This window comes from Bradyrhizobium sp. MI1.7 (assembly GCF_055811795.1).
On the sequence record NZ_JBVVPO010000014.1, the window covers coordinates 93,483 to 116,759 of the forward strand.

At 61.5% G+C, this 23,277-nt stretch carries 30 protein-coding genes; 23 read left to right on the top strand and 7 right to left on the bottom strand.

The features are described from left to right. The first annotated feature begins 350 nt into the window (after positions 1-350). From AC0L3X_RS15775 to AC0L3X_RS15820, 10 genes are all read left to right on the top strand, one after another. Positions 351-1,547, top strand: a complete 1,197-nt coding sequence (locus AC0L3X_RS15775; RefSeq protein ID WP_283017797.1) for a site-specific integrase — start codon at positions 351-353, stop codon at positions 1,545-1,547. 65 nt (positions 1,548-1,612) lie between these two features. Then, the gene (locus AC0L3X_RS15780; RefSeq protein ID WP_283017798.1) at positions 1,613-2,269 is read left to right on the top strand and encodes a hypothetical protein; all 657 of its coding nucleotides are present in this window, start codon (positions 1,613-1,615) and stop codon (positions 2,267-2,269) included. A 143-nt stretch (positions 2,270-2,412) separates the two neighbouring features. Next, positions 2,413-2,664 (top strand): hypothetical protein, encoded by a 252-nt coding sequence (locus AC0L3X_RS15785; RefSeq protein ID WP_283017799.1) that lies wholly within the window; start codon positions 2,413-2,415, stop codon positions 2,662-2,664. Further along, positions 2,661-2,945 (top strand): hypothetical protein, encoded by a 285-nt coding sequence (locus tag AC0L3X_RS15790; protein WP_283017800.1) that lies wholly within the window; start codon positions 2,661-2,663, stop codon positions 2,943-2,945. The genes AC0L3X_RS15785 and AC0L3X_RS15790 overlap by 4 nt, the downstream gene beginning before the upstream one ends. Before the next feature lie 97 nt (positions 2,946-3,042). Further along, complete coding sequence (locus AC0L3X_RS15795; RefSeq protein WP_283017801.1) at positions 3,043-3,990, top strand: helix-turn-helix domain-containing protein; 948 nt, start codon at positions 3,043-3,045, stop codon at positions 3,988-3,990. 22 nt (positions 3,991-4,012) lie between these two features. Further along, complete coding sequence (locus tag AC0L3X_RS15800) at positions 4,013-4,471, top strand: hypothetical protein (RefSeq protein WP_283017802.1); 459 nt, start codon at positions 4,013-4,015, stop codon at positions 4,469-4,471. Positions 4,472-4,519: 48 nt separating this feature from the next. Continuing rightward, on the top strand, positions 4,520-4,723 hold the full coding sequence (locus AC0L3X_RS15805) for a hypothetical protein (protein ID WP_283017803.1): 204 nt from the start codon (positions 4,520-4,522) through the stop codon (positions 4,721-4,723). A 434-nt stretch (positions 4,724-5,157) separates the two neighbouring features. After that, entirely contained in the window at positions 5,158-5,544 is a 387-nt protein-coding gene (locus AC0L3X_RS15810) for a hypothetical protein (protein WP_354102330.1), read from the top strand. Then, complete coding sequence (locus AC0L3X_RS15815) at positions 5,541-5,879, top strand: hypothetical protein (protein WP_283017805.1); 339 nt, start codon at positions 5,541-5,543, stop codon at positions 5,877-5,879. Before AC0L3X_RS15810 ends, AC0L3X_RS15815 begins: the two co-directional genes overlap by 4 nt. A gap of 72 nt (positions 5,880-5,951) precedes the next feature. Further along, a complete protein-coding gene (locus tag AC0L3X_RS15820) occupies positions 5,952-7,115 on the top strand; it encodes a hypothetical protein (protein WP_473316499.1) in 1,164 nt (387 codons plus the stop codon). A 431-nt stretch (positions 7,116-7,546) separates the two neighbouring features. On the opposite strand, the gene AC0L3X_RS15825 is transcribed toward AC0L3X_RS15820, so the two are convergent. Beyond that, complete coding sequence (locus AC0L3X_RS15825; RefSeq protein ID WP_283017807.1) at positions 7,547-7,765, bottom strand: hypothetical protein; 219 nt, start codon at positions 7,763-7,765, stop codon at positions 7,547-7,549. 351 nt (positions 7,766-8,116) lie between these two features. Here AC0L3X_RS15825 and AC0L3X_RS15830 point away from each other — a divergent pair, with 351 nt between their 5' ends. Next, complete coding sequence (locus tag AC0L3X_RS15830; RefSeq protein ID WP_283017808.1) at positions 8,117-8,764, top strand: response regulator transcription factor; 648 nt, start codon at positions 8,117-8,119, stop codon at positions 8,762-8,764. 299 nt (positions 8,765-9,063) lie between these two features. On the opposite strand, the gene AC0L3X_RS15835 is transcribed toward AC0L3X_RS15830, so the two are convergent. Both AC0L3X_RS15835 and AC0L3X_RS15840 read right to left on the bottom strand, forming a co-directional pair. Beyond that, entirely contained in the window at positions 9,064-9,240 is a 177-nt protein-coding gene (locus tag AC0L3X_RS15835) for a hypothetical protein (RefSeq protein ID WP_283017809.1), read from the bottom strand. A 6-nt stretch (positions 9,241-9,246) separates the two neighbouring features. Further along, positions 9,247-9,582 (bottom strand): hypothetical protein, encoded by a 336-nt coding sequence (locus AC0L3X_RS15840; protein WP_283017810.1) that lies wholly within the window; start codon positions 9,580-9,582, stop codon positions 9,247-9,249. A 577-nt stretch (positions 9,583-10,159) separates the two neighbouring features. Between AC0L3X_RS15840 and AC0L3X_RS15845 the strand changes: the two genes are divergently transcribed. Further along, the gene (locus tag AC0L3X_RS15845) at positions 10,160-10,318 is read left to right on the top strand and encodes a hypothetical protein (RefSeq protein WP_283017811.1); all 159 of its coding nucleotides are present in this window, start codon (positions 10,160-10,162) and stop codon (positions 10,316-10,318) included. Between the two features lie 61 nt (positions 10,319-10,379). Here the strand turns inward: AC0L3X_RS15845 and AC0L3X_RS15850 are convergent, their stop codons facing one another. Beyond that, positions 10,380-10,571, bottom strand: coding sequence for a hypothetical protein (locus AC0L3X_RS15850; RefSeq protein WP_283017812.1), 192 nt, complete (start codon positions 10,569-10,571; stop codon positions 10,380-10,382). Between the two features lie 264 nt (positions 10,572-10,835). On the opposite strand from AC0L3X_RS15850, the gene AC0L3X_RS15855 reads away from it, so the two are divergent. The 6 genes from AC0L3X_RS15855 (at position 10,836) to AC0L3X_RS15880 (ending at position 15,379) form a co-directional block, all read left to right on the top strand. After that, positions 10,836-11,129: a response regulator transcription factor gene (locus AC0L3X_RS15855; RefSeq protein ID WP_071910705.1), complete on the top strand. Its 294-nt coding sequence runs from the start codon at positions 10,836-10,838 to the stop codon at positions 11,127-11,129. Positions 11,130-11,822: 693 nt separating this feature from the next. After that, positions 11,823-12,086: a hypothetical protein gene (locus tag AC0L3X_RS15860; protein ID WP_283017813.1), complete on the top strand. Its 264-nt coding sequence runs from the start codon at positions 11,823-11,825 to the stop codon at positions 12,084-12,086. Between the two features lie 552 nt (positions 12,087-12,638). After that, positions 12,639-12,899 (top strand): hypothetical protein, encoded by a 261-nt coding sequence (locus tag AC0L3X_RS15865; RefSeq protein WP_354102332.1) that lies wholly within the window; start codon positions 12,639-12,641, stop codon positions 12,897-12,899. Positions 12,900-13,061: 162 nt separating this feature from the next. After that, positions 13,062-13,256 (top strand): hypothetical protein, encoded by a 195-nt coding sequence (locus tag AC0L3X_RS15870; RefSeq protein ID WP_283017815.1) that lies wholly within the window; start codon positions 13,062-13,064, stop codon positions 13,254-13,256. A gap of 1,051 nt (positions 13,257-14,307) precedes the next feature. Beyond that, positions 14,308-14,730, top strand: a complete 423-nt coding sequence (locus tag AC0L3X_RS15875) for a hypothetical protein (RefSeq protein ID WP_283017816.1) — start codon at positions 14,308-14,310, stop codon at positions 14,728-14,730. A 463-nt stretch (positions 14,731-15,193) separates the two neighbouring features. After that, positions 15,194-15,379 carry a hypothetical protein gene (locus tag AC0L3X_RS15880; protein WP_283017817.1) on the top strand — a complete coding sequence of 62 codons (186 nt, stop codon included), beginning with the start codon at positions 15,194-15,196 and terminating at the stop codon, positions 15,377-15,379. A gap of 304 nt (positions 15,380-15,683) precedes the next feature. Here the strand turns inward: AC0L3X_RS15880 and fghA are convergent, their stop codons facing one another. Further along, a complete protein-coding gene (gene fghA / locus AC0L3X_RS15885) occupies positions 15,684-16,529 on the bottom strand; it encodes an S-formylglutathione hydrolase (RefSeq protein ID WP_063982001.1) in 846 nt (281 codons plus the stop codon). Between the two features lie 73 nt (positions 16,530-16,602). Then, on the bottom strand, positions 16,603-17,223 hold the full coding sequence (locus AC0L3X_RS15890; RefSeq protein WP_014493646.1) for a response regulator: 621 nt from the start codon (positions 17,221-17,223) through the stop codon (positions 16,603-16,605). A gap of 193 nt (positions 17,224-17,416) precedes the next feature. On the opposite strand from AC0L3X_RS15890, the gene AC0L3X_RS15895 reads away from it, so the two are divergent. Continuing rightward, positions 17,417-18,766: a histidine kinase gene (locus AC0L3X_RS15895; RefSeq protein WP_063982002.1), complete on the top strand. Its 1,350-nt coding sequence runs from the start codon at positions 17,417-17,419 to the stop codon at positions 18,764-18,766. A 153-nt stretch (positions 18,767-18,919) separates the two neighbouring features. Continuing rightward, complete coding sequence (locus AC0L3X_RS15900; protein WP_231142730.1) at positions 18,920-21,382, top strand: TonB-dependent receptor; 2,463 nt, start codon at positions 18,920-18,922, stop codon at positions 21,380-21,382. A 93-nt stretch (positions 21,383-21,475) separates the two neighbouring features. On the opposite strand, the gene AC0L3X_RS15905 is transcribed toward AC0L3X_RS15900, so the two are convergent. Continuing rightward, positions 21,476-22,042, bottom strand: coding sequence for a DinB family protein (locus tag AC0L3X_RS15905; protein ID WP_063982004.1), 567 nt, complete (start codon positions 22,040-22,042; stop codon positions 21,476-21,478). 129 nt (positions 22,043-22,171) lie between these two features. On the opposite strand from AC0L3X_RS15905, the gene AC0L3X_RS15910 reads away from it, so the two are divergent. The 3 genes from AC0L3X_RS15910 to AC0L3X_RS15920 all read left to right on the top strand — a co-directional run bounded on the left by AC0L3X_RS15910 (position 22,172) and on the right by AC0L3X_RS15920 (position 23,170). After that, positions 22,172-22,339, top strand: a complete 168-nt coding sequence (locus tag AC0L3X_RS15910) for a hypothetical protein (protein WP_166343176.1) — start codon at positions 22,172-22,174, stop codon at positions 22,337-22,339. A 61-nt stretch (positions 22,340-22,400) separates the two neighbouring features. Continuing rightward, positions 22,401-22,808, top strand: a complete 408-nt coding sequence (locus tag AC0L3X_RS15915; RefSeq protein WP_439035383.1) for a hypothetical protein — start codon at positions 22,401-22,403, stop codon at positions 22,806-22,808. A gap of 149 nt (positions 22,809-22,957) precedes the next feature. Continuing rightward, on the top strand, positions 22,958-23,170 hold the full coding sequence (locus tag AC0L3X_RS15920; protein ID WP_473316500.1) for a hypothetical protein: 213 nt from the start codon (positions 22,958-22,960) through the stop codon (positions 23,168-23,170). Positions 23,171-23,277 lie beyond the last annotated feature (107 nt).

A 23,277-nucleotide genomic window follows, 5' to 3' on the forward strand; every position in this document is an offset into this window, starting at 1 on the left:
GCGGGCTCCCGTCCGTCACCGCAACGTCTACAATAGCAGACCTGCGGCGCTTCGACTTACAAGGGGTCTCTCTCCGCGAGTCTAACTCTCATTTGAACGCGCGGTGAGATACCCCTCATCCGGCGCCATAGCCGAAGCTTTGCTTCGGCGTTCTTAAGAACGGCGGCCGTGGGCCGCCTATGCCACCTTCTCCCACAAGGGGAGATTTTGACCCTCACAGGGGCTCATGATATCTCATGGTCTGTTCGTAACTCATTGAAACCCTTGGAATATACCTCATTGAGTGTTTTCTGACCTCATTGAGAAATACCCACACGTTGGGGACATTTTGAGGGACACCCGAGGGGATCATGGCACGCAGCATCTATTCCGACAAACTGAAGAACAGAACCAACAGGCTCAAGCTCGCGATCAGGAAGAAGCCCTACAAGGCGCTGATCGCTCCCGGCATCTTCCTTTGCTATCGGCGCAACGAAGGACCCGGCACGTGGAGCGTTCAAGCCGGATGGCTGAAGCGGTTCGCCATCGCCGACGACTTCGAGAATGCCAACAACAAAAGCGTCATGACGTTCTATCAGGCGCAGGCGCACGCGCTGAAGATGGTTCGCGGCAGTGAAGGCGACAGCGACAAGCCGGTCACCGTCGCCGAAGCGCTCGACGCCTATGAGACCGATCTCGCGGCGCGCGGCGGCAACAAGCACAATGCCATCAGCGTTCGCAAGCATCTGTCGTCATCGATGGCGGCGAAGGTGGTGATGCTGTTGGGCGAGACCGAATTGCGGGACTGGCGCAACGGGCTGGTCGCCAAGGGCCTCAAATTGTCATCCGCCAACAGGATCGGGAAATCGTTCAAGGCGGCGCTGGCGCTGGCCGCCAAGCGCGACAAGCGCATCACCAACGGCATCGCATGGAAGAACGGCCTGAAACCGCTGAAGGCGAAGGGCAGCAACGCCCCACCGCGCGACAATTACTATCTGCCGGACGGAACCATCCTCGCGATCGTCCGCGAATGCTACGTTGAGGACGCCGATTTCGGCGCGCTGATCGACACGCTGGCCGGGACCGGCGTTCGCGAGAGCCAAGCGCTGAAGCTGTGGCCCGATGACTTGCAGGACGACGACACCGAAGCGCCGCGCCTGATGATGTGGTGCAGCGCAAAGGGCCGGGACCGCGATCCCGAACAGCGCGCGTTGCCGGTCACGCCGAAGCTCGCACGGACGCTGCGCGCGCGGGCCATCGCACGCGGGCAGAACCGCCTGCTGTTCGACCGCATCTGGAACCTGTCGGCGCGCTTCCGTGTCGTGCTGGAGCGGCTCGATCTCGATCTGTCGCTGACGCCGTACACATTGCGGCATAGCTCGATCATCCGGCAAATCCGCAAGGGCACGCATCTGCGCATCATCGCCTTCACCCACGACACGTCTGTGGTTGAAATTGAAAAAACTTACGCTCGTTACTTGAACGTCGCAGCGGACGACGCGCGCAAGGGACTGCTCGCCGACGAGGCCGCGCCGCAACTGGACAACGTGGTGAAACTGGCGCGATAAAGGCGACCGGGCCCAGGTGTTGGAAGCACCCCGGCCCGGTCTGACCAACCCAGTGGGATGAACACATGGGCAAGGCTAACGGCGATCATACACCCGCGCGGGCGGCGGGGACGATCGAATTCGAGTTCTTCGCCTACACCGATCAGCAGTGGGATCGGATCAAGGTCGCCGTGGATAGGCTTGGCCTCGATGCCGACCAGATCGAGCGTATTGAGATTGAGCGGACGGTCGGCATCACCAGAGGGCTGCGGAACCACATCGAGACCGCGGCCAGCATGTATCTTTTCCAGAGTGCCAACGCCCGCCAGCGCCCGCGCCGCGCGGAACTGATCGCCCTTCGCAACGATGCCGAGAACCTGCGGAACAGCATCATTGCTGCGCTCGCCGTACAGGTCAAATATGGCGACACCGCGCGCCTGTTGCTGCGACAGGGCGTCGATGGCGACATGGAGACCGCAACCCGCGACTACTTCACCAAGCTGGTGCGCAACCTCGACCGGCAGATCGAGGGGGCTGGACAGCGCGGCGACAACGCACGCAAGACTGCCCGCGATCAGTGCTGGAGCGAATTGCTGGCGATCTGGTGCGATCTCGGCGGCAAACCGCGCGGGCGTGCCGCGGCGGAATTTCTGTGGGTCGCGAGCAAGCCGGTGATGGGCAAAGCAGTTCGTTCCTTCATGTCGGTCGTGCGGTGGCTCGAACGTCGCTTGTCAACCCCGTAGCCGCCGGGTTTCGCGCGACAAACGAGCCCCGAATTTTCGTTTTGTTTGTCGAGGTTTTTGGCCTCCCTAACTCGCCTGCCTCACTGGAATTTTCTACGGCGTGTCTGCATGCTTCTCTCCATCATTTGTCGAGGAGAAGCATCATGGTCTACCGATCGAAAGCCGAGAATGCCGCAGCCGCCGTCGCCGCCTCGATCCCGCGCGGGGCATATTCGCTCGATGAGTTCTGCGCCGCGCACAACCTCTCCATGGGTTTGTATCGAAAGATGCGCCAACTGGGTTTCGGCCCGAAAGAGACGCGCGTCCTGCGGCGCGTGCTTGTTACCGTCGAGGCCGCTGAAGTATGGCGTCGTGAGCGCGAGGCAGCGAGCGCCGCCGAGGCGGATGCGTCATGACCTTCCGTCGCACTCCCGCCTATCGCGCCGCGATCAAGCAACTCGCCGACGCCATCGCCACCATGCCCATCGAGGATTTGGCGGCGGTCCCGCTTGCGCAAGATCTGTACTTCGACTTCCGCGACGCGTTGGAGCGGCGACACCGCAGCTTCGTCACCGAGCTTCGTAAAGCGAGCGTGGCTGACGATAAGCAGCGCAGAGCTGAACGGCGCAAGGCCGGAGCGCGCAAGGCCGCAGCCACGAGAGCGAAGACCAAGGCCAGCGAGATGGCCAACACCTAACGAAAGCGCCAGCCGCGTTACCACGGCTGGCTTCATTTTGGGATGCATCGTCTCGCCTTGGAACGCGAGCGTTGTATCAGAAGCCGGGATTTCTACAATGCCCGCCGACAACGCCAGCCACGTCGCCGCCCGCGAAGATGAGCGTGGACCTCCGCGCGAGGTGACAACGTTCAAACTCCGCGACGAATGGGTGCGCCTCGCAGCAGTGCAGGAATTGTCGCCGATATTGCGCGTCGTCGGCATGAGGCTGGCTCATTTCCGCAACGGGGAAACCGGGCAACTGAACCCGTCCTACGCGACGCTCGCGAAGGAGTGCGGCACCACGGAACGGACAGCGCAAAAGGCGGTCGCCGAATATCGGAAGATCGGGATGATTGCCGACACGCGAGTTCCTGGCGGACGCCATGACGCCACCAACGATTTCACCTTGATCATACCCTATCGACGGGTGTCCAAGCGAACACCCGTGGGATCGAAGTCACGGGTGTCCAAACGAACACCCGTCAAACCGGCATCCGATGCGCCTACGGGTGTCCGTCCAGTTAGCGGACGGGTGTCCAGATCGGTAGCTGACGGGTGTCCACCCGTGCACCCAAATAAGTGTCAAGGAATAGGTGTCATGAATAGCGGGCTCGCCGCTCACGGCGAGCGCACCGCGGATGCGGATAGAGAGAGCGCAAAAACCACCCCCAATGACGCGCCAGTTCCCGCGACGGATAGACCTGTAGCGCGCACCGCTAGCGCGGCGCTCCAACAACCGCTGGCAGAGCAAGAGCAACCACCACCTTGCCGAGCCACTTCTAAAGAAATGGAGCGTCCCGTGAGCACGGACGCGGACCCCGCCTTCGCCGAAGTCTACCAGCGTGGCCGTGAAGTCCTTGGTGACGACGCCGACGCGGTGATCACCGAGTTGCTCGCGGCCCACGACGGCTACGTTGACGCCGCGCTCGACACGCTGGCCGTCGCCGAGGAGGAGAGCGATCCGCGCCAGTACGTCCAGATGGACATTGAGGCTGAGGCGGCTGCGCGCCGCCAAAGGCAGTGACAACAGCGAGAGGAGCGAGAGCATGACCAGCAGCATGATTAGACGAACCGTTGCCGCCGCAAGGCGCGCCGACATTGGGGCCGATGATCGGTTCGAGCATACTGTCCACAAGCCGGACCTGCGCGGCAAGCTGCCCGAGAGCTGGGCGTGCATCGACTGCGGGGTGAACACCGCGCCGGGGTTCTTCAACCGGGAGCAGATGGAGCAGGCGATGGCGCTCGACTGGAATGATCAGGGCGTCAAGCAAACCGTCGATGCCTCGTCGGAGGTCTACACTGTCAAGCCGAAGATTTGGAAAGCTGCGGGCATGGAGGAGATGAGCGGCTGCCTTTGCATCGGGTGCCTTGAACGGCGGATCGGACGGATGCTGGCGGCGGAAGATTTCCCTCGCAACGATCCGTTCAACGCGATGCCGGGAACGGAGCGGCTGCGGTCGCGGCGTTGGCGCAGGGGCCAGAGGCCGAAAGGCTTGAGGCCTTGAAAGCGAGCATCGCCATGAGCGACCGTCAACCAACCAAGCGAGGACACCATGACGAACAACAGCACGAAGAAGGAGCCGCAACCCTGTTTCGCCCCCGGCTGCACCAAGGTCGGACTGATCAAGGTCGAAAACGACAACTGGCTGTGCAGCGAACATATCCAAGAGCGCATCCACAACCCAACGAACATGGCATTGACGCAGGCCGACGAGGACCTTGAGACCTTCCGCGAGGAAGGAGGCAAGCCATCGTAACCTCAAGCCCGATGTGATGTGAGCCAATGCAACCAGCGGCACCAAAGCCGCGCCGATCATCAGCACGATGGAGTATCCGCATGGTTAAATGTGAAGAACTGAAGCAAGCCTATGAAGCAATCTTTCTTGCCGAGTTTCGCGGCAAGATTGATCGGACTGAACGCATCGCTCGCATCATCGCCTTGCGTGACAGCCCGTTAGCTGCCGGGTTCTCTTTCGAGGAACGCGACGCTATCGCAAACGGAGCTGTGAGCACGGTCAGGCGCGCAGGACCGGCAGGCAATGAGGACCGAACGAGAACCGAGAGACACCACCGGCCCGTCTCACGGAGAGCGGGCCGATGATGCCAGCACAGAAGGCGGACTAGCCATCGCTGGACCAGGCCACCACGATCAGACATGATCGCATGAGCAACGCGACTGGGAGGTGGTGACATGAGCGCCCGTCACGAACGTCGCCGTTACCGGCGCGAGGCGTCCGGTGCGCTGTTGACCTATCTGGTCGATATCAATGATCCGCTCGATGCTCATCCACTGTTGCAACGCGCTGCGCGCTACTGGTGTGATGGTCTCTCGACGCCCCCACATAGAGAATGCGTCACCTGCGGCGTTCAGATGTCAGGCAGGAAGTATGTCGGAGCATTGCTGCTCACCAAGCCAGCAATCATTCAACCGACTACCGCCAGCGTCTTCGGGGTCTGTCGCGAGTGCTGGGTTATTCGTGATCTGTCACTGGAGGCGATAGAACGAAAGGCGACGGAGGTGCTGCAGCCGGTGGTGCCCAACGGAAGGTTCGAGCCTCTTCGAGACACGCGGCGATGAAGCCGGTTCGACCATCAGCTTTCGATGCCGCGCCTGCCGATTATCGAGGCAAGCGCTATAATCACACACTGCGGCTGATCCGGGCGCGCGATATTCTGCTGGTCATGGCGGCGGCATACTTTCCCAGTTCGTCTAATCGTGAGACCGCGCGGCTGCTGCTCGACGCGTTGACAATATACGCCGCCGGTCGATGGCAAAGAGATCGCGCCATTGAGGCGTGTCCGCCGCAATATGCTGGCACCTACCGGCTGCTCTTTTGGGCGATCCTCAAGCTGCATGATCGCCTGCCGTGCGACCGGATCGTGAGGGCTGCGGTCGCACGCGCGCGTCAGTGATCTTCCGTTATTCGTTGCCCAACGAAGGGGTCATGCTTGCTCGATCAGTCATCGCGACGATGGAGGAGAGCCATGGCCAACCGCGACCCCAACCAGAGCTGGCGTGAACACGTTCTCGGCATGCTTCCGCGAATGGAAGCGACCAGCGAACAAATAACAGACGGCTTTCAACCAGCAACACCGAGCGACTTTGGGCCGATCATCTTTCGCGGCGACCGAACGCCGGACGATGCGGTGGCGCTGCTGCCCGATGCAGCCGCCACGAAAGCGATAGCGATAGAACAGCGAGCGGCCGATCTTTTCGCGGCGGTGCCGACGTTCGAGGAGGTGCAGGAAGTGCGGCTCGAAGTAATCGGCTACAAAAATCGCATCTCCGATCTCACCCGGCACCGAAGCGAAGGAGGGTTCGAGCAAGACCCGTCAGCGCCTCAGGTGCTTTCTGAAACGCGCAAGCTAGAGCGCGCCGAAAAAGAACTCGCGCGGCGGACCGAGTTGAAGGAAGTCCGCATGGTCAGATCGACTGCTGCCGGTCAACTGCGTCAATCCGTCAATGATTGGGTTTTGCGAGGCGTTCCCGGCGACTGCACGCTCGACGTGGTCGAGGATCAGCCGCTCAGCGAACTGCTGACGAAGGCTGACGGTGGTCGCATCGAGGCGGCGGTCGAGCGTTGCCGGTTGAAGTTGCGAGAAGGCGCTGCAGATTTGCACCGAGTGCACTCCAGCCCTTGGCCATCATCGGTGACGAAGGCCGCAGCGAAAGGACTTATCGACCGGCTCGCCGACCAAGGCCAACCCAATCTTGACGCCGCTATCGAACATGGGATGGACATCGTCTTCGCGACGACGAGGTTGCAGTCGCTAGTCTACAACGCGCGGCCGGGAGCCGTGGCTTACGCGGAAGTCCCCGACGTGCTTGGTCTACTCGCGTGGCTGTTCCGCGATCAGCTACTGGCGAAGATCAACGCCGGGTTCGATGAGATTGCTGATGAAAAGTCGGCGCTGAGCCAGCAGCAGCGCGAAGAAGCGGAGGCGCAGATCGGCGCTGACATGCTGGCTGCTGAGAGAGCCGAGTGCGCGCTGATTTGGCACGCCGATGACAAGGGCGAAGTGATCGATTTCCGCTGCACGACTTCACCTCAAGCGGCGCTTGGCGTGGCGCTTCGAACCGTACCGCGCGCGCCCAGCGGACCATCGTCGCCGAGTGTTGCTGGCTACAACCTGATCGGCGGGCGATGAGCGAGATGCGCGTTCTTCCTCTCGGCTCGTGCCAACGGCTTGGGGACGAATGCGCGGCGGCGGGGATGGATCGGTCAAGCAGTCGATCCCCGTCGCCACACCTATCACGAACCGCGCTTTCGGGCACGCAGCATGCCCGATGGCGCGCATGGCGAGGCACCCGCTGGCGCAGGTGTCTGGCTCCGGGCGGAGCGGTTGCTCCTTGGCCTGCTTCGCCCGATCCAACGCGATGGCGCACCCATCCGGTGTCGAGACCGTCGTGTCGGGCGGCGTGGCCATAGGTCGGGGGCTACGTCGCCCGCCCCATCCAAACCGGAGTGAACAAGATGGATCAACCCGCACCGCCTGCGCGCCCATCAGGACGGCGACGACGAGGGCATCCTGTTGCGGACGCGGATGCCGAACGCGGATGAGGCGGCGACCCTTCGCGGTTATGTGGGCCTCCGCCAGACGCGGAATGTCGGGGCGGACCATGACCACTGGAAGCGGTCGGCCCAGTCGTGGCCGCCCTTGGTGATGAGGCGCACGCGCTTGCTCTCCCGCACCAGTCGAATGCGGCAGCCGTCATGCTTGATCTCGTGGAGCCAATCGGGGCCGGTCGGAACCTTGATGCCTTTGACCGGGATGGCGAACTCGATACGCGGTGCCATGAGCCGCGATCTATCTACGAGGGCAGGAAATCGCAATCGAAGAGCAGGTTAGTCCACGCCCGCCATGGTGGAGGCTCCAGACCTCCCCCAGGGTACCGCGTGATATCCAGCTTGCGCTGTTCTGACGCGGGCCAGGAACCATCGCGACTTTTGCCAAGTTTGCCCAATGCCCAAGCTCGTGAGGGCAAACTCAAGGGTCCCAGCTCATCGCCCCATTTGGGCTGGGGTCTCTCTTATTAATGAGGCGTGATTTCAAGCTCTTGGCGAGTTCCCGCTAACGTTGTATTGAACCAACACTTATGGTGGCGCGTGCAACTTTTTCCCTAAAGCCGGAGGTCGGAAGTAGTGGAGGTGAAGCTCGGTCCGAGGTTCGTGCATATTGTCGATGACAATGCGACCTTCTGCAAAACGATAGGAGATCGCCTAAAGGAATTCGGTTACGAGGTTTCGACCTATCCTTCGGCTCAACACCTACTGGATCACTTGCCGAGCAACGCGGTGCCGAGTTGCATCCTTCTTGACGTGCGGTTGCCGGGAATGAGCGGTCCAGAGCTGCAAGAGCGCCTAATCGAACTTGGCTTAACGCTGCCCATTATATTCCTGACTGGTTACCCTGATTTTCCAGTTACGGTGCGGACCATCAAGGCAGGTGCGCAAGATTTTCTGATCAAGCCGATATCTTCGGACCAGCTTCTTCAAGCGGTCGAACGAGCCTTGGCGCAACACGACGCGGCGCGCCCCCTGAAGAGCATGCGCGAAGCCTTTCTTTCTCATCTTGCGACCTTGAGCCCACGCGAGCGGCAAGTCTTTGAACTGGTCATTCGCGGCAAAATCAACAAGCAGATCGCCAGCGCTCTGGGCACGACCGAGCGCACGATCAAGGCCCATCGTTCTAATGTAATGACAAAAATGCAGGTTCGGTCGTTGCCGGAACTTGTTTCTCTTTCGGAACGGGCTGGCATTCTTGCATCGGGCGGGCCAGACCAGTTAGCAGAATAGGAAGTAGGCCGGATCCCAAGCCGAGCTCGCGCTCACAGGGCACCGAGCAGCACGAGCCAGCCCATCATGACGACTATGCCGCGCGCGAACCGGCTCTTCACCTCACCGCGCCGAGGAGTTCGGGCCGTGACACCAGCACTGCAGCCGCGCCAACCAGCAGCAGCATCGACGAGACCATGATGGCGATCCACTTCCTATCATCCATGGACGCCAATGCACTCGCCGTCTCGTCGTTCCAGTTACAGTGCGGACCATCAAGGCAGGTGCGCAAGTCCACCAGAATAGGAGGTAGGACCTAATCACCAGCCGATCCGCGCCCACATGGCACCGAGCAGCAAGAGCAGGGCGAGCCAGACCAGCATGAGGACCGTCCCGCGGGCGCGTCCGATAAAGGCGACCCGTCCGGCGGGCGTCGCCAGCGTGACGACAAACAGCGTGACGATGACCGCGACGATGACGAGGCCGAAAGGGGTCATTTCCGCTCAAAGCAGGGATAGCTGGATGTCGATCCCGCGCCCGTGGGTTTCGAGGAACGCCTCCAGGGATGCCGGAACCTCGCCGCGCGTGGCGAACCGCTGCTGCAGTTCCTCGGCGATGTCCTCGGAGGCGTCCCGCGACAAGCCTTCGCCAGTGTTGAAACTGACGATGCGCACCGGGTTGCTGTATTGGCCCTCCATCAGGTGCCGCAGCAGCGTTTCGCGATCGGTATGTTCCTCGTCCGTCTCGGTCCATGCCCGGCCCAGGTGGTCGCCGAAATCATCGAACACGAGATAGATTTCCCGGTCGGAGCCAGGAACGATTGACGGGGAAGAACGCATAACACCACTCCACCGAGCCAGAGCATCAATCCAACCGGGGCGCAGCAAGGGCGTCAAGCTCGGCTGCGGTGATGGGCGTTATGCGCAATGGATTGGAACGGCCCCGCCCACAAGGGCTGGAGAAAATGTGGGTCGGGGCCGCCCTTTGCTGGCCCATGCAGCGGCCAGCGGATGCAAACGCGCCCTGTCATCCGTCGTTCCTATGTCCGGCGAGCAGCTCTTCGCTCGACGTCAGCAGGCGCACATAGGTGCTAGGCAACCTCAGTCGAAGAATGCCGAGCGCGGCACGTATCTTCGCCCACTCAGCGTCGGTGCGCTCCGCGCTGCTTTGGAATATCCGTGACGAAAGCGAGATTGCTGCCGTCACGTATAGCAATTCTGCCTGTTCGACATCGTTCGGGTCGCATGCGCGAAATGCGCGAGGTGTGGATCACCTAAGTTCAAAAATGAACCGAGCCACGGCTTCGCTACGGTTTGTTCACCTTGATGTAGGGAACAGCCGAAGCGGCAATAGCCGGGCCTCATTTCGCGCGCTGAGTATAGACCGCTGCTGCTGGGGGCCAAACGGAGATGTCCGATGGGTGTGGCAGGCTTGCGCTTCGCGCAATTGAAAAGATCGCTCCGTGTTCGAGCGGTCCTTGTCGGCCTGGAGTTGCCGTTTGTCTGCGCCGTGGTGGTTGCAGTCGGCTCGACGGTCATGATCCTGATCAAGCTCTGCGAGGATTTGCCGCAGTGAGGCGGGCCGACGGCCAAGGCGCGCTCATGCAGCCCGTACGCCGGTCGTCCGGTCGGCGCGATCAGACAATTTCGATAGCGATATCGTTGCCCGGCCCCACACAATCGAGTGTGGTCTCACTTACATGAATGCGACGCTCCACCACACCTGAAACAATAAGCCAAACCTCGGGCATTTGGCCTTCGCCAATGACCACCATCGCATCATGATTTGGGAGTGCCTTCAACGTCTCAATTAATTCTCGTACGTTCATGACGACCCCCGTGCTTCAACTTCGCTGGGGCACAATCACCATTCGTCCATGCTGGCACTTTGATCGCCCACTAAAGCGGGAGGTCTGCACGTTGCAATTGATCTGCGTCAATTTCGGAGGGGCGGCCTGCACTGGTATGCTAGTCGGTTCGGGTCTCTACCAAACAGGGGAAATTGGGAGCGGGTTCGACCGGCCACCGGAATTTCAGTGACTGCCGGTGGCCCACTGGGATATGCTCGGTCCCGTGCTATTGCAGAGGTCAAAGTGATCAACGGTAGCGTTCCTATTTTGAGCCCGCGTGAGAAGCGCATCTTGCGGCGTCTAGCCCGAGGCTACTCTGATCGTGCCATTGCGGTTCAGATCGGCGGAAGACCAGAACAAGTTGGCGAACAGCGGAAACGCCTGCTGCAGAAACTGCAAATCAGTTCCCAGTCTGAAATTGCAGAAGCCGCCGCGCAGTGGGCGTCTTGGCCATCTTACAAATTCACTACGGCCGTTGACGAGCTGCATGCTTGGCCGAAGCATAGGGAGAACGGCGGCTGCGAACCGCCGTCCTGAACTTCGGCTGCATCAATACCAGTAAGTTTGCTCCGGACAAATGTACTGTCCGTAGCTGTCATGTCCGGCCGGTCCTGCAACTGCAACCACGGATTTTCTAGCAGCAGATATTCTCGACAATCACGGTCGCGCGGTCCCCGCATAAACCCGCGCCCTCAGAAGGACCCGTAGAGGGCCAAGCCGCGCTATCACGCGTCGCCACGTATTAATAGGCGCAAATATAGTTTCCGTACGCATCGTAGCAACTGCGGCGGTACGCAGCAGCGCCAACGGCAGCCGCGCCTACCGCTGCCGCTCCGACACCGTAGCCCCGATAGCCGCCCCGATAGCCGTAGCCCCGGTAGCCTGCGCCGCGCACTGCAACAGCGCCGCCGCCCCGCGGTCCTCGAACTGCGACCGCACCGCCGCGGTAACCGCCGCCACCCCGATAGGCACCTCCGCCGCGCCGAGCCTCGGCATCATCGGGGATCAAGCAGGCGATGAGCAAAACGAAAGCGGCAAGAGGAGCGAGAATATAGCGGAGCATGACAGACATCCTTCCTTAAGCCCCGCTCGCGAGATTGCGGCTCTCTCCGCGCAGGAGGTTGATGTAAATCAATCGAACCCGCGCACTGCGGCGCCTACGCTATGTTCCCGCACCTGAGGCGGCTTCTGCCACCTTTCGGTGACGCAAAGCGAACAGGGAGGTCCGCCATGCATTCGAGGAAGCATTTTTCGATTAAGGCAGCGACTGTTGCCGGGATTGCTGCTAGCGCCCTGTTGGGCCTTACAGGTCTCACTCTCAATTCAGAGCCCGCCAATGCGGTCATATATTGCCAGTACACGGCATACCCGGCGGGCTGCGTTGCCCGGGCAGGCGTCGTGCTGAGGCCTCGTCCGGTGGCGCGCGCTGCGGTTCGGCATAACGCCGGTGGCAACTTAAATGGTGGCGTCAATCGCGTCGGGGTGCGGCGCTAAAGGTTTGTTTCGTGGGTCACGAGCGCGAAAGAAGCCGTTCACCGCTTTGTCCCGGTGGCGGCTTTTTCGTCGCCGATAGCGGACGCCATCACGTCATCGCATCATTCACCAGGCGAACGGCAGGCGACGGACAGGCGTCAGGCGAGGCCGCTGGAACGTCCTAAGCGCCGCAGCGCGCTGGGCTACAGGACACCGGGCAGGCCGCGCCAGCGCACAGGCGGCGACGCGGCGCATGGCAAGCAACGAACGCGCGGCATCGGCATGATGGTGCCGACATAGCGGTTGTTCTCGCGCGATTTGCTGCCCGCCGGGCAGCGATGGACAGGCAAGCCGTTACAGATTGCGGTGGTTGACGTGGCGGGCACAACTGAGGCGGCGGGCACACCCGGCACGGGCGCGGCAAGCGCACAGCGCTCAGACGCGCACCAGGGGTCACCCTATTCGATTTTCGGGTCCCTCGGGGGCCAGGGCTAAACGCACCACTTCGGTATATTTGCAGTTTCCGTTTTTCGGGTTTCGTATGCTGAATTTCGCTTTGGAGGTTCACGCGAGATGCGGCGCACTGATCTGACCGAGGCGACAATGCTGGGCTGGGCGCGGCTCGACGCAGCGCAGCGCGAGAGGTTTTTCCAGGCGTTCCTGGCGGCGGCGCTTCGGCTCGACAGGCTAGAGTTGCGGGCTTGGCTCCGGCGTCGGCTCCGAGAGCCGCCGCTCGTCGCGATTGATCTGGCTCGCTTCACGATTTCGGACAGCGACATTGCCCATCTTCTGAGGGCGGCTGGCGAAGCTGATCCCGCCGCCGACGGCCGCTGACCCTAAGAGGACGAAGCCTACCGGCTGTGGGCCATCAAGCAGCGCGGCAATGGGGGTGATCTAGGTCGTGTACTCCTAAAGGCGAGTGGCCACCGCGCCGGGCCCCTCCCCATTTTGGGTGTACGGGACGAGCAGGTCCTCGTGTGCCATCGGAGATGGGCAATGACCATAAGAACCTTCTGCACACTTGCCGCAGCCATCTTTGCCCTCATCGCGCTTCTGCAGTTGATCCGGATTGTGATGGGTTGGTCCGTCACGTTGAATGGCGTCGATATACCGTTCTGGCCGAGCTGGATTGCCGTCATTGTGGCGGGCGCGTTGAGCTTCGTCGGCTTCCGCGCCGCCGTGCGCAGCTAAAGGTTGGCAGAGAGCCCGCGCCAATCTGTCGCCGGGTCGCGGAGCCGCTTCTCTACTCGCGGGCGCCGAGCCGTCGTGCTCTTCCGCGGTAGCGGTCTGGTGAACGTCTTTACAGGCGTCTCCGGTTGCTCAAATATCTTCTACGGTGGGTCAGGGTATCCTGGAGCCCCCCTCCACATCTGTCACAGATAGGGAGGCTTCTATGATCCTATTCAGGATAGTCTTCGCAGTAACCGCTATCTTGCTAAGCAGAGATGCATTTGCGGAGCCAGGGATGTGGATCGGGACAGCACCAGTTTGCTTTGCGTCGCCAGCAGACTGCACTGATCTGGGAATGACATACGTGAAGAGTGATACAAAAGGGGACGACGGTGGCAAATGCTGGACTGGAACGAAAGTGTATTGTTCAGGTTATCCCGCCCCTGAAATTGCATTCATGGGTTATGATGCTTGTGACGGTTTTCAATGTCATCGAACGATGTGCGGTTACAATCCAAGTCCAGGTCCGAGGGTAATCGCAAGTGAGTATTGGTACTTCTGTCCTGTCTGCGGCAGTGCAAATATTAGAAGGATCATAAGATTGAATAAAGTTCCTAACGCACAGATTGCGCGTGCCTGTCCTTGGCGATATTTCTAGGTTCGTGAGGCAGTGCGTAGGCGCATTCCGGCCCGAACCGTTCGCAGGATGGCCTGACCATTCCGCCTCGACGGCGGCGGCCTCGACCAGTTCGCCGCGCATCTTCGCGCCCTTGACCTCGGCAAGATTGCCTTCGCAACGCAACCCGGAAAACCGCCGGGGCAAATATCTTGAAAGGGGGCCGTTGCGCGGTCCCCCCATCCTTTTCCCTCTCTCAGAGGACCCCAGCCCCGACCTCTCTTAAGACAGTCTCTGGGGCGTGTCTGAGCGTTGCGCCCCCCTTGTGGAGGGACCGCCATCCTTCAGCGGTCAGACCTATGCCGCCGCATTCAACCGCGATACGCTTCATGGTGGCCATCGGAAATTCGGCTTCGATCCAGTAACGGGCCGGGCGATGCGCGGGGGCGAACTCAGATGATACGATTGCTCTTTGCCGCGCTGATAGTCAGCGTGATGACGGCGCCTGCAAGTGCAGCCGAAACCTACGTGTGCGTCGGCGAACAATCGACGGGCTTCAAGTTAACCGGATCGACTTGGGAACGGGCAGGCTTTCTCGCCAATGAGAAGTTTGTGATTTCGCAGGGCGAGACGCAGAACGACTACATAGTAAAGCAAACTGGGTCAGAAAAAATTGTTCATTACTGTCAACGCAAGGCATTGGCCCTTCCGGGAGGAACATTGGCTGACCCGGAAATGATCTGCGGCGGACTGGTATACAATTTTACTTTCAATTTTGACACGCTTCGTTTTCAGCAATTTCACGGCATCGGATATACTAGGGGCGACTTTCCCGGCAACACCCCGTACATCATGATCGGCAAGTGTACGAAGCTGTAACCGGACGGGCGGGCGCGCCAGCGTCGAGGGCCGCAGGAAGGCTCTACAGCCCGCCGCCAGCTCGGATTTAGCGAAGTTTTAGGAGTTTGGGCGCTATCGTTCGGGAGCTTGCGTGCTTTGGTCGCAATCGGTGTCTCGCAGCGCACTGGGCATGTCTCGTCCAACATGCATCGCAAAACAATCATCCATTGCTGAAGGGGGAACGCGATGTTCGCGCTCGAACCCGCCGCGATGCATGCTCTATCCGAGTTGTTCATCGCCTTAGCCGTCCTCGTTGGCTCTATTTGGCCGAATGGCGTTTTCAAGTAAGCGATTGGGGCGGGCAACAACAGCGTTGCCCGCTTCATACTAACCGGGTCGCAGCGCCGAACGGGCGAAGGCGGGGGATAATCGCATCCGTCTATTGCTCATCGCCCGCAATGAACTCTCTAGTGTGACCGACAATTGGGGGAGCGCGCGCACCATGTTCACGCTGATCGGCATTGGCATGATAGTCGTAGTGGCCTTCCTCGCGAACAGAGAGCAGCGCAAGGACACTGGCAGCACCGACGACTACATCCGACATACGCGGCAGGACATCAGAGCGGTGATGTGGCTGCTCGCAGCCGTAGTTGTTATGCTCGGCATCGTCGCCGACCGCATCCAATGATCGCGACGGCAGGTGACAGGATGTCGAGAGACCGCAGGGGACGCTCGTGGTGCGCGTCTGTCCCGTCGTCGCATTCGCCCGTAGACACATCTGAGCGCTCGTGGGAACGTCGCTGGTGGGCGTTCTGCCCGGTCGTGCATGCGATGATCCCGCCCCTTGAACGCACTATCGCCCGTCCCTGCGAACCCCTCGCGGGGGAACCCTGCGATGGGGACACTGTTGGGACACTACTTTTGGTTTCCCGTGCCCGATCAACAGGTTAGATAGAGCCTCATTCTCTCACAAGGGGAGAAGGAAGAAGTCATCACCCCTTCAATCTTTCCGCATGCCAGTGCAGATGATCGCCCATGAAGGTCGAGATGAAATAATAGCTGTGGTCATATCCCGCCTGCCGCCGCAGCGTCAGCGGGATGCCCGCCTTGGTGCAGGCGGCCTGCAGCAGCTCAGGCTTGAGCTGTTCTTTCAGGAAATTGTCGGCCTCGCCGACGTCGACGAGGAAGCCGGAATATTTCGCGCCGTCCTCGATCAGCGCAACGGTGTCGTGGTTGCGCCAGGTCTCCTTGTTCGGTCCGAGATAGCCGGTCAGCGCCTTGATGCCCCAGGGCACGAGCGAGGGCGCCACGATCGGCGCGAATGCGCTGGCGGCGCGATAGCGGTGCGGATTGCGCAGCGCGACCGTCAGTGCGCCGTGGCCGCCCATCGAATGGCCCATCACCGATTGCCGCTTGGCGTCGACCGGAAAATTCTCCGCCACGAGCTTGGGCAGCTCGTCGGTGACATAGCTCCACATGCGATAGTTGCGCGCAAACGGCTCCTGCGTCGCGTCGACATAGAAGCCGGCGCCGAGGCCGAAATCATAGGCATTGTTGGCGTCGCCCGGCACGTCGGGCCCGCGCGGGCTGGTGTCCGGCGCGACGAAGATCAGGCCGAGCTCGGCGCAGGCTTTGCGGAATTCGCCCTTCTCGGTGACGTTGGCATGCGTGCAGGTGAGGCCGGAGAGATACCAGACCACGGGAAGCTTTGCGCCGGCGGAATGTGGGGGAACATAGACCGAGAACACCATGTCGGTTCCGGTCGCCTGGCTGGCATGGCGGTACACGCCCTGCACGCCGCCATAGGATGTGTTGGTCGAGACAGTCTGGATCGTCATGCCGTTATGCTCCGTGGCATCTAACCACATCAAGATTGCAACGCTTGTGTGACTGAATTCGTGGCGGTGTTTGTCAGGCGACGCCGCTGTCGATCGCCAGCCGCACCAGCTCGACCGAGGTCTTCACGCCGAGCTTCTGTCGCATGATCGAGGAGGTGTTGGCGACAGTCTTGTAGGACGACTGCACCAGCCACGCGATCTCGGACAGGCTCTTTCCGGCGCTGAGCAGCCGCAGGATTTCCATCTCGCGTGCGTTCAGCTTCGACAGCGGGCTTTGCGCCAGCGTCGGTCCTGCAAACGCGATGCTGCGCGCGATCGCGGTGGGCAGATAGGTGCCGCCGCCCCCGACGGCGCGGATCGCCTCGACGAGGTCGTCGGGGTCGCCGGTCTTGGAGACGTAGCCCTTGGCCCCGCACTCGATCGCGCGCGCGGCGAATGCAGGGTCGTCGTTCATGCTGAACATGATGATGCGGGCCTCGGGCGCACGTTCGAGGATGCGGCGCGCGAGCTCGAAGCCGGAGACGGTCGGCAGGTTGATGTCGATGATGCAGAGGTCGGGGCGCTCGACAATGAAGACGCATTCGCCGTCCTCGGCGTCGGCGGCCTCCAAAATCTCGATCTCGCCCTCGTCGGCCAGCACGGCACGGCAGCCGGAGGCGACAATGGGATGATCGTCGACGATCAGAATGCGCATAGGCGTTCCCCGTGACAGCCTCGGCCTGCTTTTCCGCCGCATGATCCGAACAAGAACGCTGCGCGCGTCTCATGTCGCCTCATGCAACCCGGCCGGGATTGCTGTACGCTTTCGATTAGATATCGGGCGCTTCGCCTCTGTCAACGTCATCGGACAGGCGCGGGCCAACCTTCGCGAGGCACGGGCAGCACCAATGTGGCAAAATCTATCGTTGCGCGCGCGCATCAACCTTCTGCTGGCGCTGCTGCTGGCGCTGGGGCTCGCCGTCAATATCGGCCGCCAGGTGGCGGAAGCCGGGCCGCGCGTGCAGGCCGAGGACCAGAGCGTGATCCGGCTTGCGCGCGAATTCATCGAGATGATCGTTGCGGATCTGAACGAGGCGCCCGATCCGGATGCCAGGCTGAACCAGATCGCACGCGATCTGAGCCGCCTGCGCCATGTCAGCATCGCGCTTCAGGACGCCGGCGGTAACCCGCTGACGCCGCCCCGGCCTGCCGACGACGACGCGCGCGGACCGCCGGCCTGGTTCGTCGGCCTGGTTCATCCCGAGCAGACCACGGTGAGCGTGCCGGTCTCGGTCCATGGCAAGCCGGGCTCGCTGGTGATCACCGCACATCCCGATGACGAGATCGCAGAGATCTGGGACGCCATCGTGACTCAGCTCGAGGTCGGCTCGGTGATCGCGCTCGCGTTGTTCCTGGTGATGATGACGGTGGTCGGCCGCGCGCTCGCGCCGCTGCAGTCGCTGGCGCAGACGATGACCGCGATCGAGGGCGGGCATTATGACGCGCGCGCCACGCCGGGCGGTGCGCCCGAGCTGGCCGCGATCTGCGGCAAGCTCAATCATCTCGCGGCGGCGCTCGGCGAGGCGGTGGAGGAAAAGCGGCTCCTGGCCGAGCGCGCGGTGTCGCTCCAGGATGTCGAGCGCAAGGAGATCGCGCGCGAGCTGCACGACGAATTCGGGCCGTATCTGTTCTCGCTGCGCGCGCATGCGAGCGCGCTGGCGAAGCTCGCGGACGGGCGCGCGCCGAATGCCGACTCGGTCCGAAAGCACGGCAGCGCCTTGCTGGAACAGATCAACCAGCTCCAGCAGTTCACCCGCCGGGTGCTGGAGCGGCTCCGGCCCGTCGGCCTTGCCGAGCTCGGCCTGCGCCAGGCGCTGGAATCGCTCTCGCGGCTGTGGCGGGAGTCGCATCCCGACGTCGCGATCGAAACCGTGATCTCCGCCACGCTCGGGGTCACCGGCGAGACGGCCGACCTCACCATCTACCGCATCGTGCAGGAGGCGCTCACCAACGTGTTCCGCCACGCCGGCGCGACGTCGGTCAATGTCGTGATCGAGCCCGTCGAGCAGGCCGGCGGCCGCGGCTATGCGCGCGTGCGGGTCAGCGACAACGGCCGCGGCATGGAGCCGGGCCAGAAGCTCGGCTTCGGCCTCGTCGGCATGCGCGAGCGCATTCTGGCGCTGGGCGGCACGCTCAACGTCGTCTCCGGCGACGGCGGCTTGACCGTGGAGGCGCTGGTTCCGACGGCGGCGTCCTGATTGCATCGGGAAAAATTCCCGATTTGGTCGGGAAAACGGGTGCGGATAGTGCCAGACCTTTTGTGGCTGGCGGACTCACTGCCGCCGAATACACTCATCTCAACCAAACGGCGAAAATCAAAACAGCCGGTGGTCACGGATGGGAAGGCAGGGATGGGCAAGCCTCTTTGGTTCAAGCGTCGTTTGTTGATAGCCTCGGTGTCGACGGGGCTGGTGTCGGGCTTGGTCCTTGCAGGCCCCGCCGCAGCCGCGCAGGATGAGGAAACCAACGTCCAGAATCTGCCGGCGGTCGAGATCGCGGCACCACCGCCGTCGGCCGTGAGGCGCAGTGCGCCAACGCGGCCGGTCGCACGGGTAGGGGCGCCGGCGTCCGCCGCTCCGAAGACACGCCTTTACGTCTACCCGACCTCACCGGGCACCGGCCGAGGTCTCGATGTCGACAAGGTGCCGTCCGCGATCAATGCGGTTGATGCCAGCCAGATCAGGCGTACCGCCTCGCCAGATATCGCCGTTGCCCTGCAGCAGTACGTGCCTGGTCTCAGCATCAATGAAGTGACCGGCAATCCATTCCAGCCCGATGTGCAGTTTCGCGGCTTCGTCGCTTCACCTCTGGCCGGCACGCCGCAGGGCCTCGCCGTCTACCAGAACGGCGTGCGCATCAACGAGGCGTTTTCCGACACTGTTAATTGGGATCTGATCCCGACGGCCGCGATCCGATCGGCGCTGGTCGTAACTAACAATCCGGCATACGGCCTTAACGCGCTCGGCGGCGCCATCGATCTGCAGATGAAGAACGGCTTTAACTATCAAGGTGCCGAAATCGACATCATGGGCGGCTCATTCGGCCGCATCCAGGGCTCTGCACAATGGGGCAAGCAGGTCGACAACAATTGGTCGGTCTACGGAGCGCTCGAAGGCGTTCACGACAATGGTTTCCGCAATTTCTCGCAATCGGATGTCCGGCGGTTCTATGGCGATGTCGGGTATCGCTTCGAAGGCAACGAGTTTCACCTCAATGGCGGCGTCGCCAACAATTCCCTGGCAGGACCCAGCACTGTTCCGGCCGAATTGCTCCAGCAATATTGGGGGGCGACCTACACAACGCCGCAAACCATCTCCAACAAGGTCGGCTATCTCAACCTGACCGGCAAGGTGGAGGCGACGCCGACCTGGACCTTTGAGGGCACGGCGCATGTGCGGAGCTTCAAACAGAGCACCGTGGACGGAAACCCGACCGACGCCCAGGCATGTGCCGATCCAACGCTCCTGTGCTTTGGCAATGATACGGTCCCGGCTTTTGGCCTGAATGGCGTTCAGCTCGCCAATACCTTTGCGCCAGACGCCATCCTCAGCGAGATCGATCGCACCAGCACGAAATCGACCACATTTGGCGTATCCGGTCAGGCAACCAACACCGACCAGCTGTTCGGTCATGAGAACCGCTTCGTAGTTGGCGCGAGCTATGATGTCAGCAGCACGCGCTTCACCGGCAGCGCTGAATTAGGAACCATAGGCACGAACTATGTCGTCACGGGCAGCGGCATATTCCTAGGTCCCTCCGGTGATCCGACATCGGTTGGTCCCGTGTCGCTTCGCACCGTCAACCAATATCACGGGCTCTATGCGCTCGACACGTTCAACGTGGACGATCGCTTTGCGGTGACGGCAGGCGGGCGATTCAACGCGGCCCGTGTCACGCTGATGGACCAGCTCGGCACCGCACTCAATGGCGATCATACCTATGATCGGTTCAATCCGATCATCGGCGGCACCTACAAGATCACCTCTGAAGTGACTGCCTATGCCGGCTATTCCGAAGCCAACCGGGTGCCCACGCCACTCGAGCTCGGCTGCGCCGATCCGGCGAGGCCGTGCATCATCGGGCAGTTTCTGATCGCTGACCCCCCACTTCAGCAAGTCGTATCCAAGACGTTCGAAGCGGGCTTCCGCGGTACCAAGGAATTGAACATCGGCTCGCTCGGCTGGAAAATCGGTGCCTACCGTGCCACCAACTACGACGACATCCTCGCGACCCCAATTCCGGGCCTGACTGGCTTCGGCTTCTTCCAGAACGTCGGCCGGACGCGCAGGCAGGGTATCGAAGCCGAGGTGAGCCTGAAGTCGAATGTGCTTCAGTTCCAGGCGAGCTATGCGTTCCTGGACGCGCGCTTCCTCGACGCGCTGACGCTTGGATCAGAGAGCCCGTTCGCCGACGCCGGCAACATCCAGGTCTTGCCGGGCAATCACATTCCGCGCCTCCCTAGCCACCTTATTAAGGCAAGCATCGAATATGCGGTTACCGATGTCTGGAAGGTCGGGGGTGACGCGCTCTTTGTCTCGAGCCAGTATTTCGTCGGCGACGAGTCCAACCAGTTTCCGCAGCTGCCGTCCTACGCGGTGTTCAATCTCCACACCTCCTACCAGATCACCAAGAACCTGCAGATTTACGGTCGCGTCGCCAACATCTTCGACAACCGCTACTCGACCCTTGGCACCTTCTTCGACAGGGAAGCCTTGCCCAACTTCACCAATGGCGGTGCGGAATTTAACGACCCGCGATCGCTGAGCCCGGCAAGGCCCCGTGCGTTCTATGCGGGCATGCGGATGACGTTCTGAGTGTGGCTCCGTTGAGCCACTAGCGTCGGGCACCGGCGCAGGTTTTGCCCTCTCCCCCTTCTTGTGGGAGAGGGCTGATAAGCCATAGGCGACCTAGGAGTTGGGCGGCCCCCAAACCGTTTCCTCCGTCCAGCCCAGATCGGCAAACTCGGATGCCCTCAACGGCGCTTCGGCAGCTGAAAAGAACTCGTCGAGCTGCGGCGGCTTGACGCGTGTTCCCGATAACATCGTATGCACCTGCCCACGGTGGTGAATTTGATGCTGAATGAGATGCATCAGCAGCCGGTCGCGTCGCTCTATCTGGACACCAGGATCTCGATTGATCCGCACGTCTTCGTTCAACGAGGCGGGTGTCAGAGCATCGCAGACGCCGATGAAGCGCCGGTCCATCGATGCTTGAGCTTCCGAGAGCCCTGCAAGAGCTGGAAATGGGATCGGATCCTCCCAGGCCTTCGGCCCAAGCCATCCGTCCTCGAGTGCATCGACGTAAAAGAGGTCGACGACGTAAATGTGGTTCAACGTCCGCTGTAGGCTCGGGAAGAAGCCCGTCCGCTCGACCTCAAATTCGCCTTGGCTCAGCTCGGCGCACGCGCGGAGCAACCGGTGGTTCGCCCAGGCATTATTGTAGGCGAAGGCGCGATAGCTTTGAACGATCGACATTGCAAACCCCGTACACCGACCTGCTTGGCGCCGCGTTCCTTTACCGATCAGAAACCATAGCGAATGATCTGAAAATTGTAACGAAACGACTTGGCTGTTTCCGGGTAGGTTTGCCGGAGGGCCCGTCCGATGACAGAGCACCAGTTGCGAGAGCGGGAATTCCAGATCGCGCGTTACAGGCTTCTGGAGCGCGAAGTCACCGATCCGCTTGCCGCGTGCCTGCTTCACAGCATCATCGAGGAACTGGAAGCCGAGTTGCGAAGGGACAGACCGGATTCGCACGGGCCGCGCGATTAACCGTTTCTTAGCGCTAATCATGCGGATTATTCGCGAGGGAATGTCAAGGGAGACTGCTCCCATGCTGAAGGACGGCACCTACGCGGCGTGGTACAAGACGCCACTGGACCAGGGTACCGGGATCGTCCATGTCGCAGACGGACAAATCTGGGGCTGCGACAGCCTGATGACCTATCACGGCTCCTGCAAGGTCGACGGCGATCGCTTCACCGCCACCGTGTCGACGAAGCGTCACACCGACGGACGTGCAACGGTCTTCGGCATCGACGACGAGCTCACGCTGGACATCGAGGGAAACTGCCCCGGCAAGGTCGCGACCTACACGGCGAAGGCAGCGCAGATGCCGGGAATGATCCTCCAGGGTACGCTCATTCTCACGGAACAGCAGCCGCCCGCGCGTGAGCGAACCGAGCAGGCATCGGCGTTCAATCCCGAGAAGCTTCCGAAATTGCCCAAGCGCTCGCGCTGATCGAGCGAGCCGGGTCGCTCGGCGTGCTCGGTTCAATACAGCATCATGTCGGACAAGGCTTCGCGTTGCCAGCTTGCCAGGCTGGCGCGACGGCCGCAGCAGGACTCGCAATCACTCGGGACCGCGTTTGTGAACGGACGTATGCGTTCTTGCCATCGATGGTGGAGCGTCGGATCGTTCTATCGATGGTTTCGGACGGTCGCTCCTGCATTCGCAGCGCGAAGCTGAAGATCATACCGCCCAACGGCAAGGACCGCGACTTCGTGGTGGATGGTCTGGGCTCGCGAGCCGTGATCAATTCGCTGTTGGCGTGCTTCGACGCGGCTCAGGGCGTGAAGGGCAAAAAGCAGGGCAGGGGGTAAATCCGGGCGTTCTTCTGCATTTTTGCATCCGCAAGTCCCGGAACTCCCGCTTTTCAAGCAGCTTCCGACACGCCATTGTGCCGCCGCAACAATCGTCTCAAGGGGCA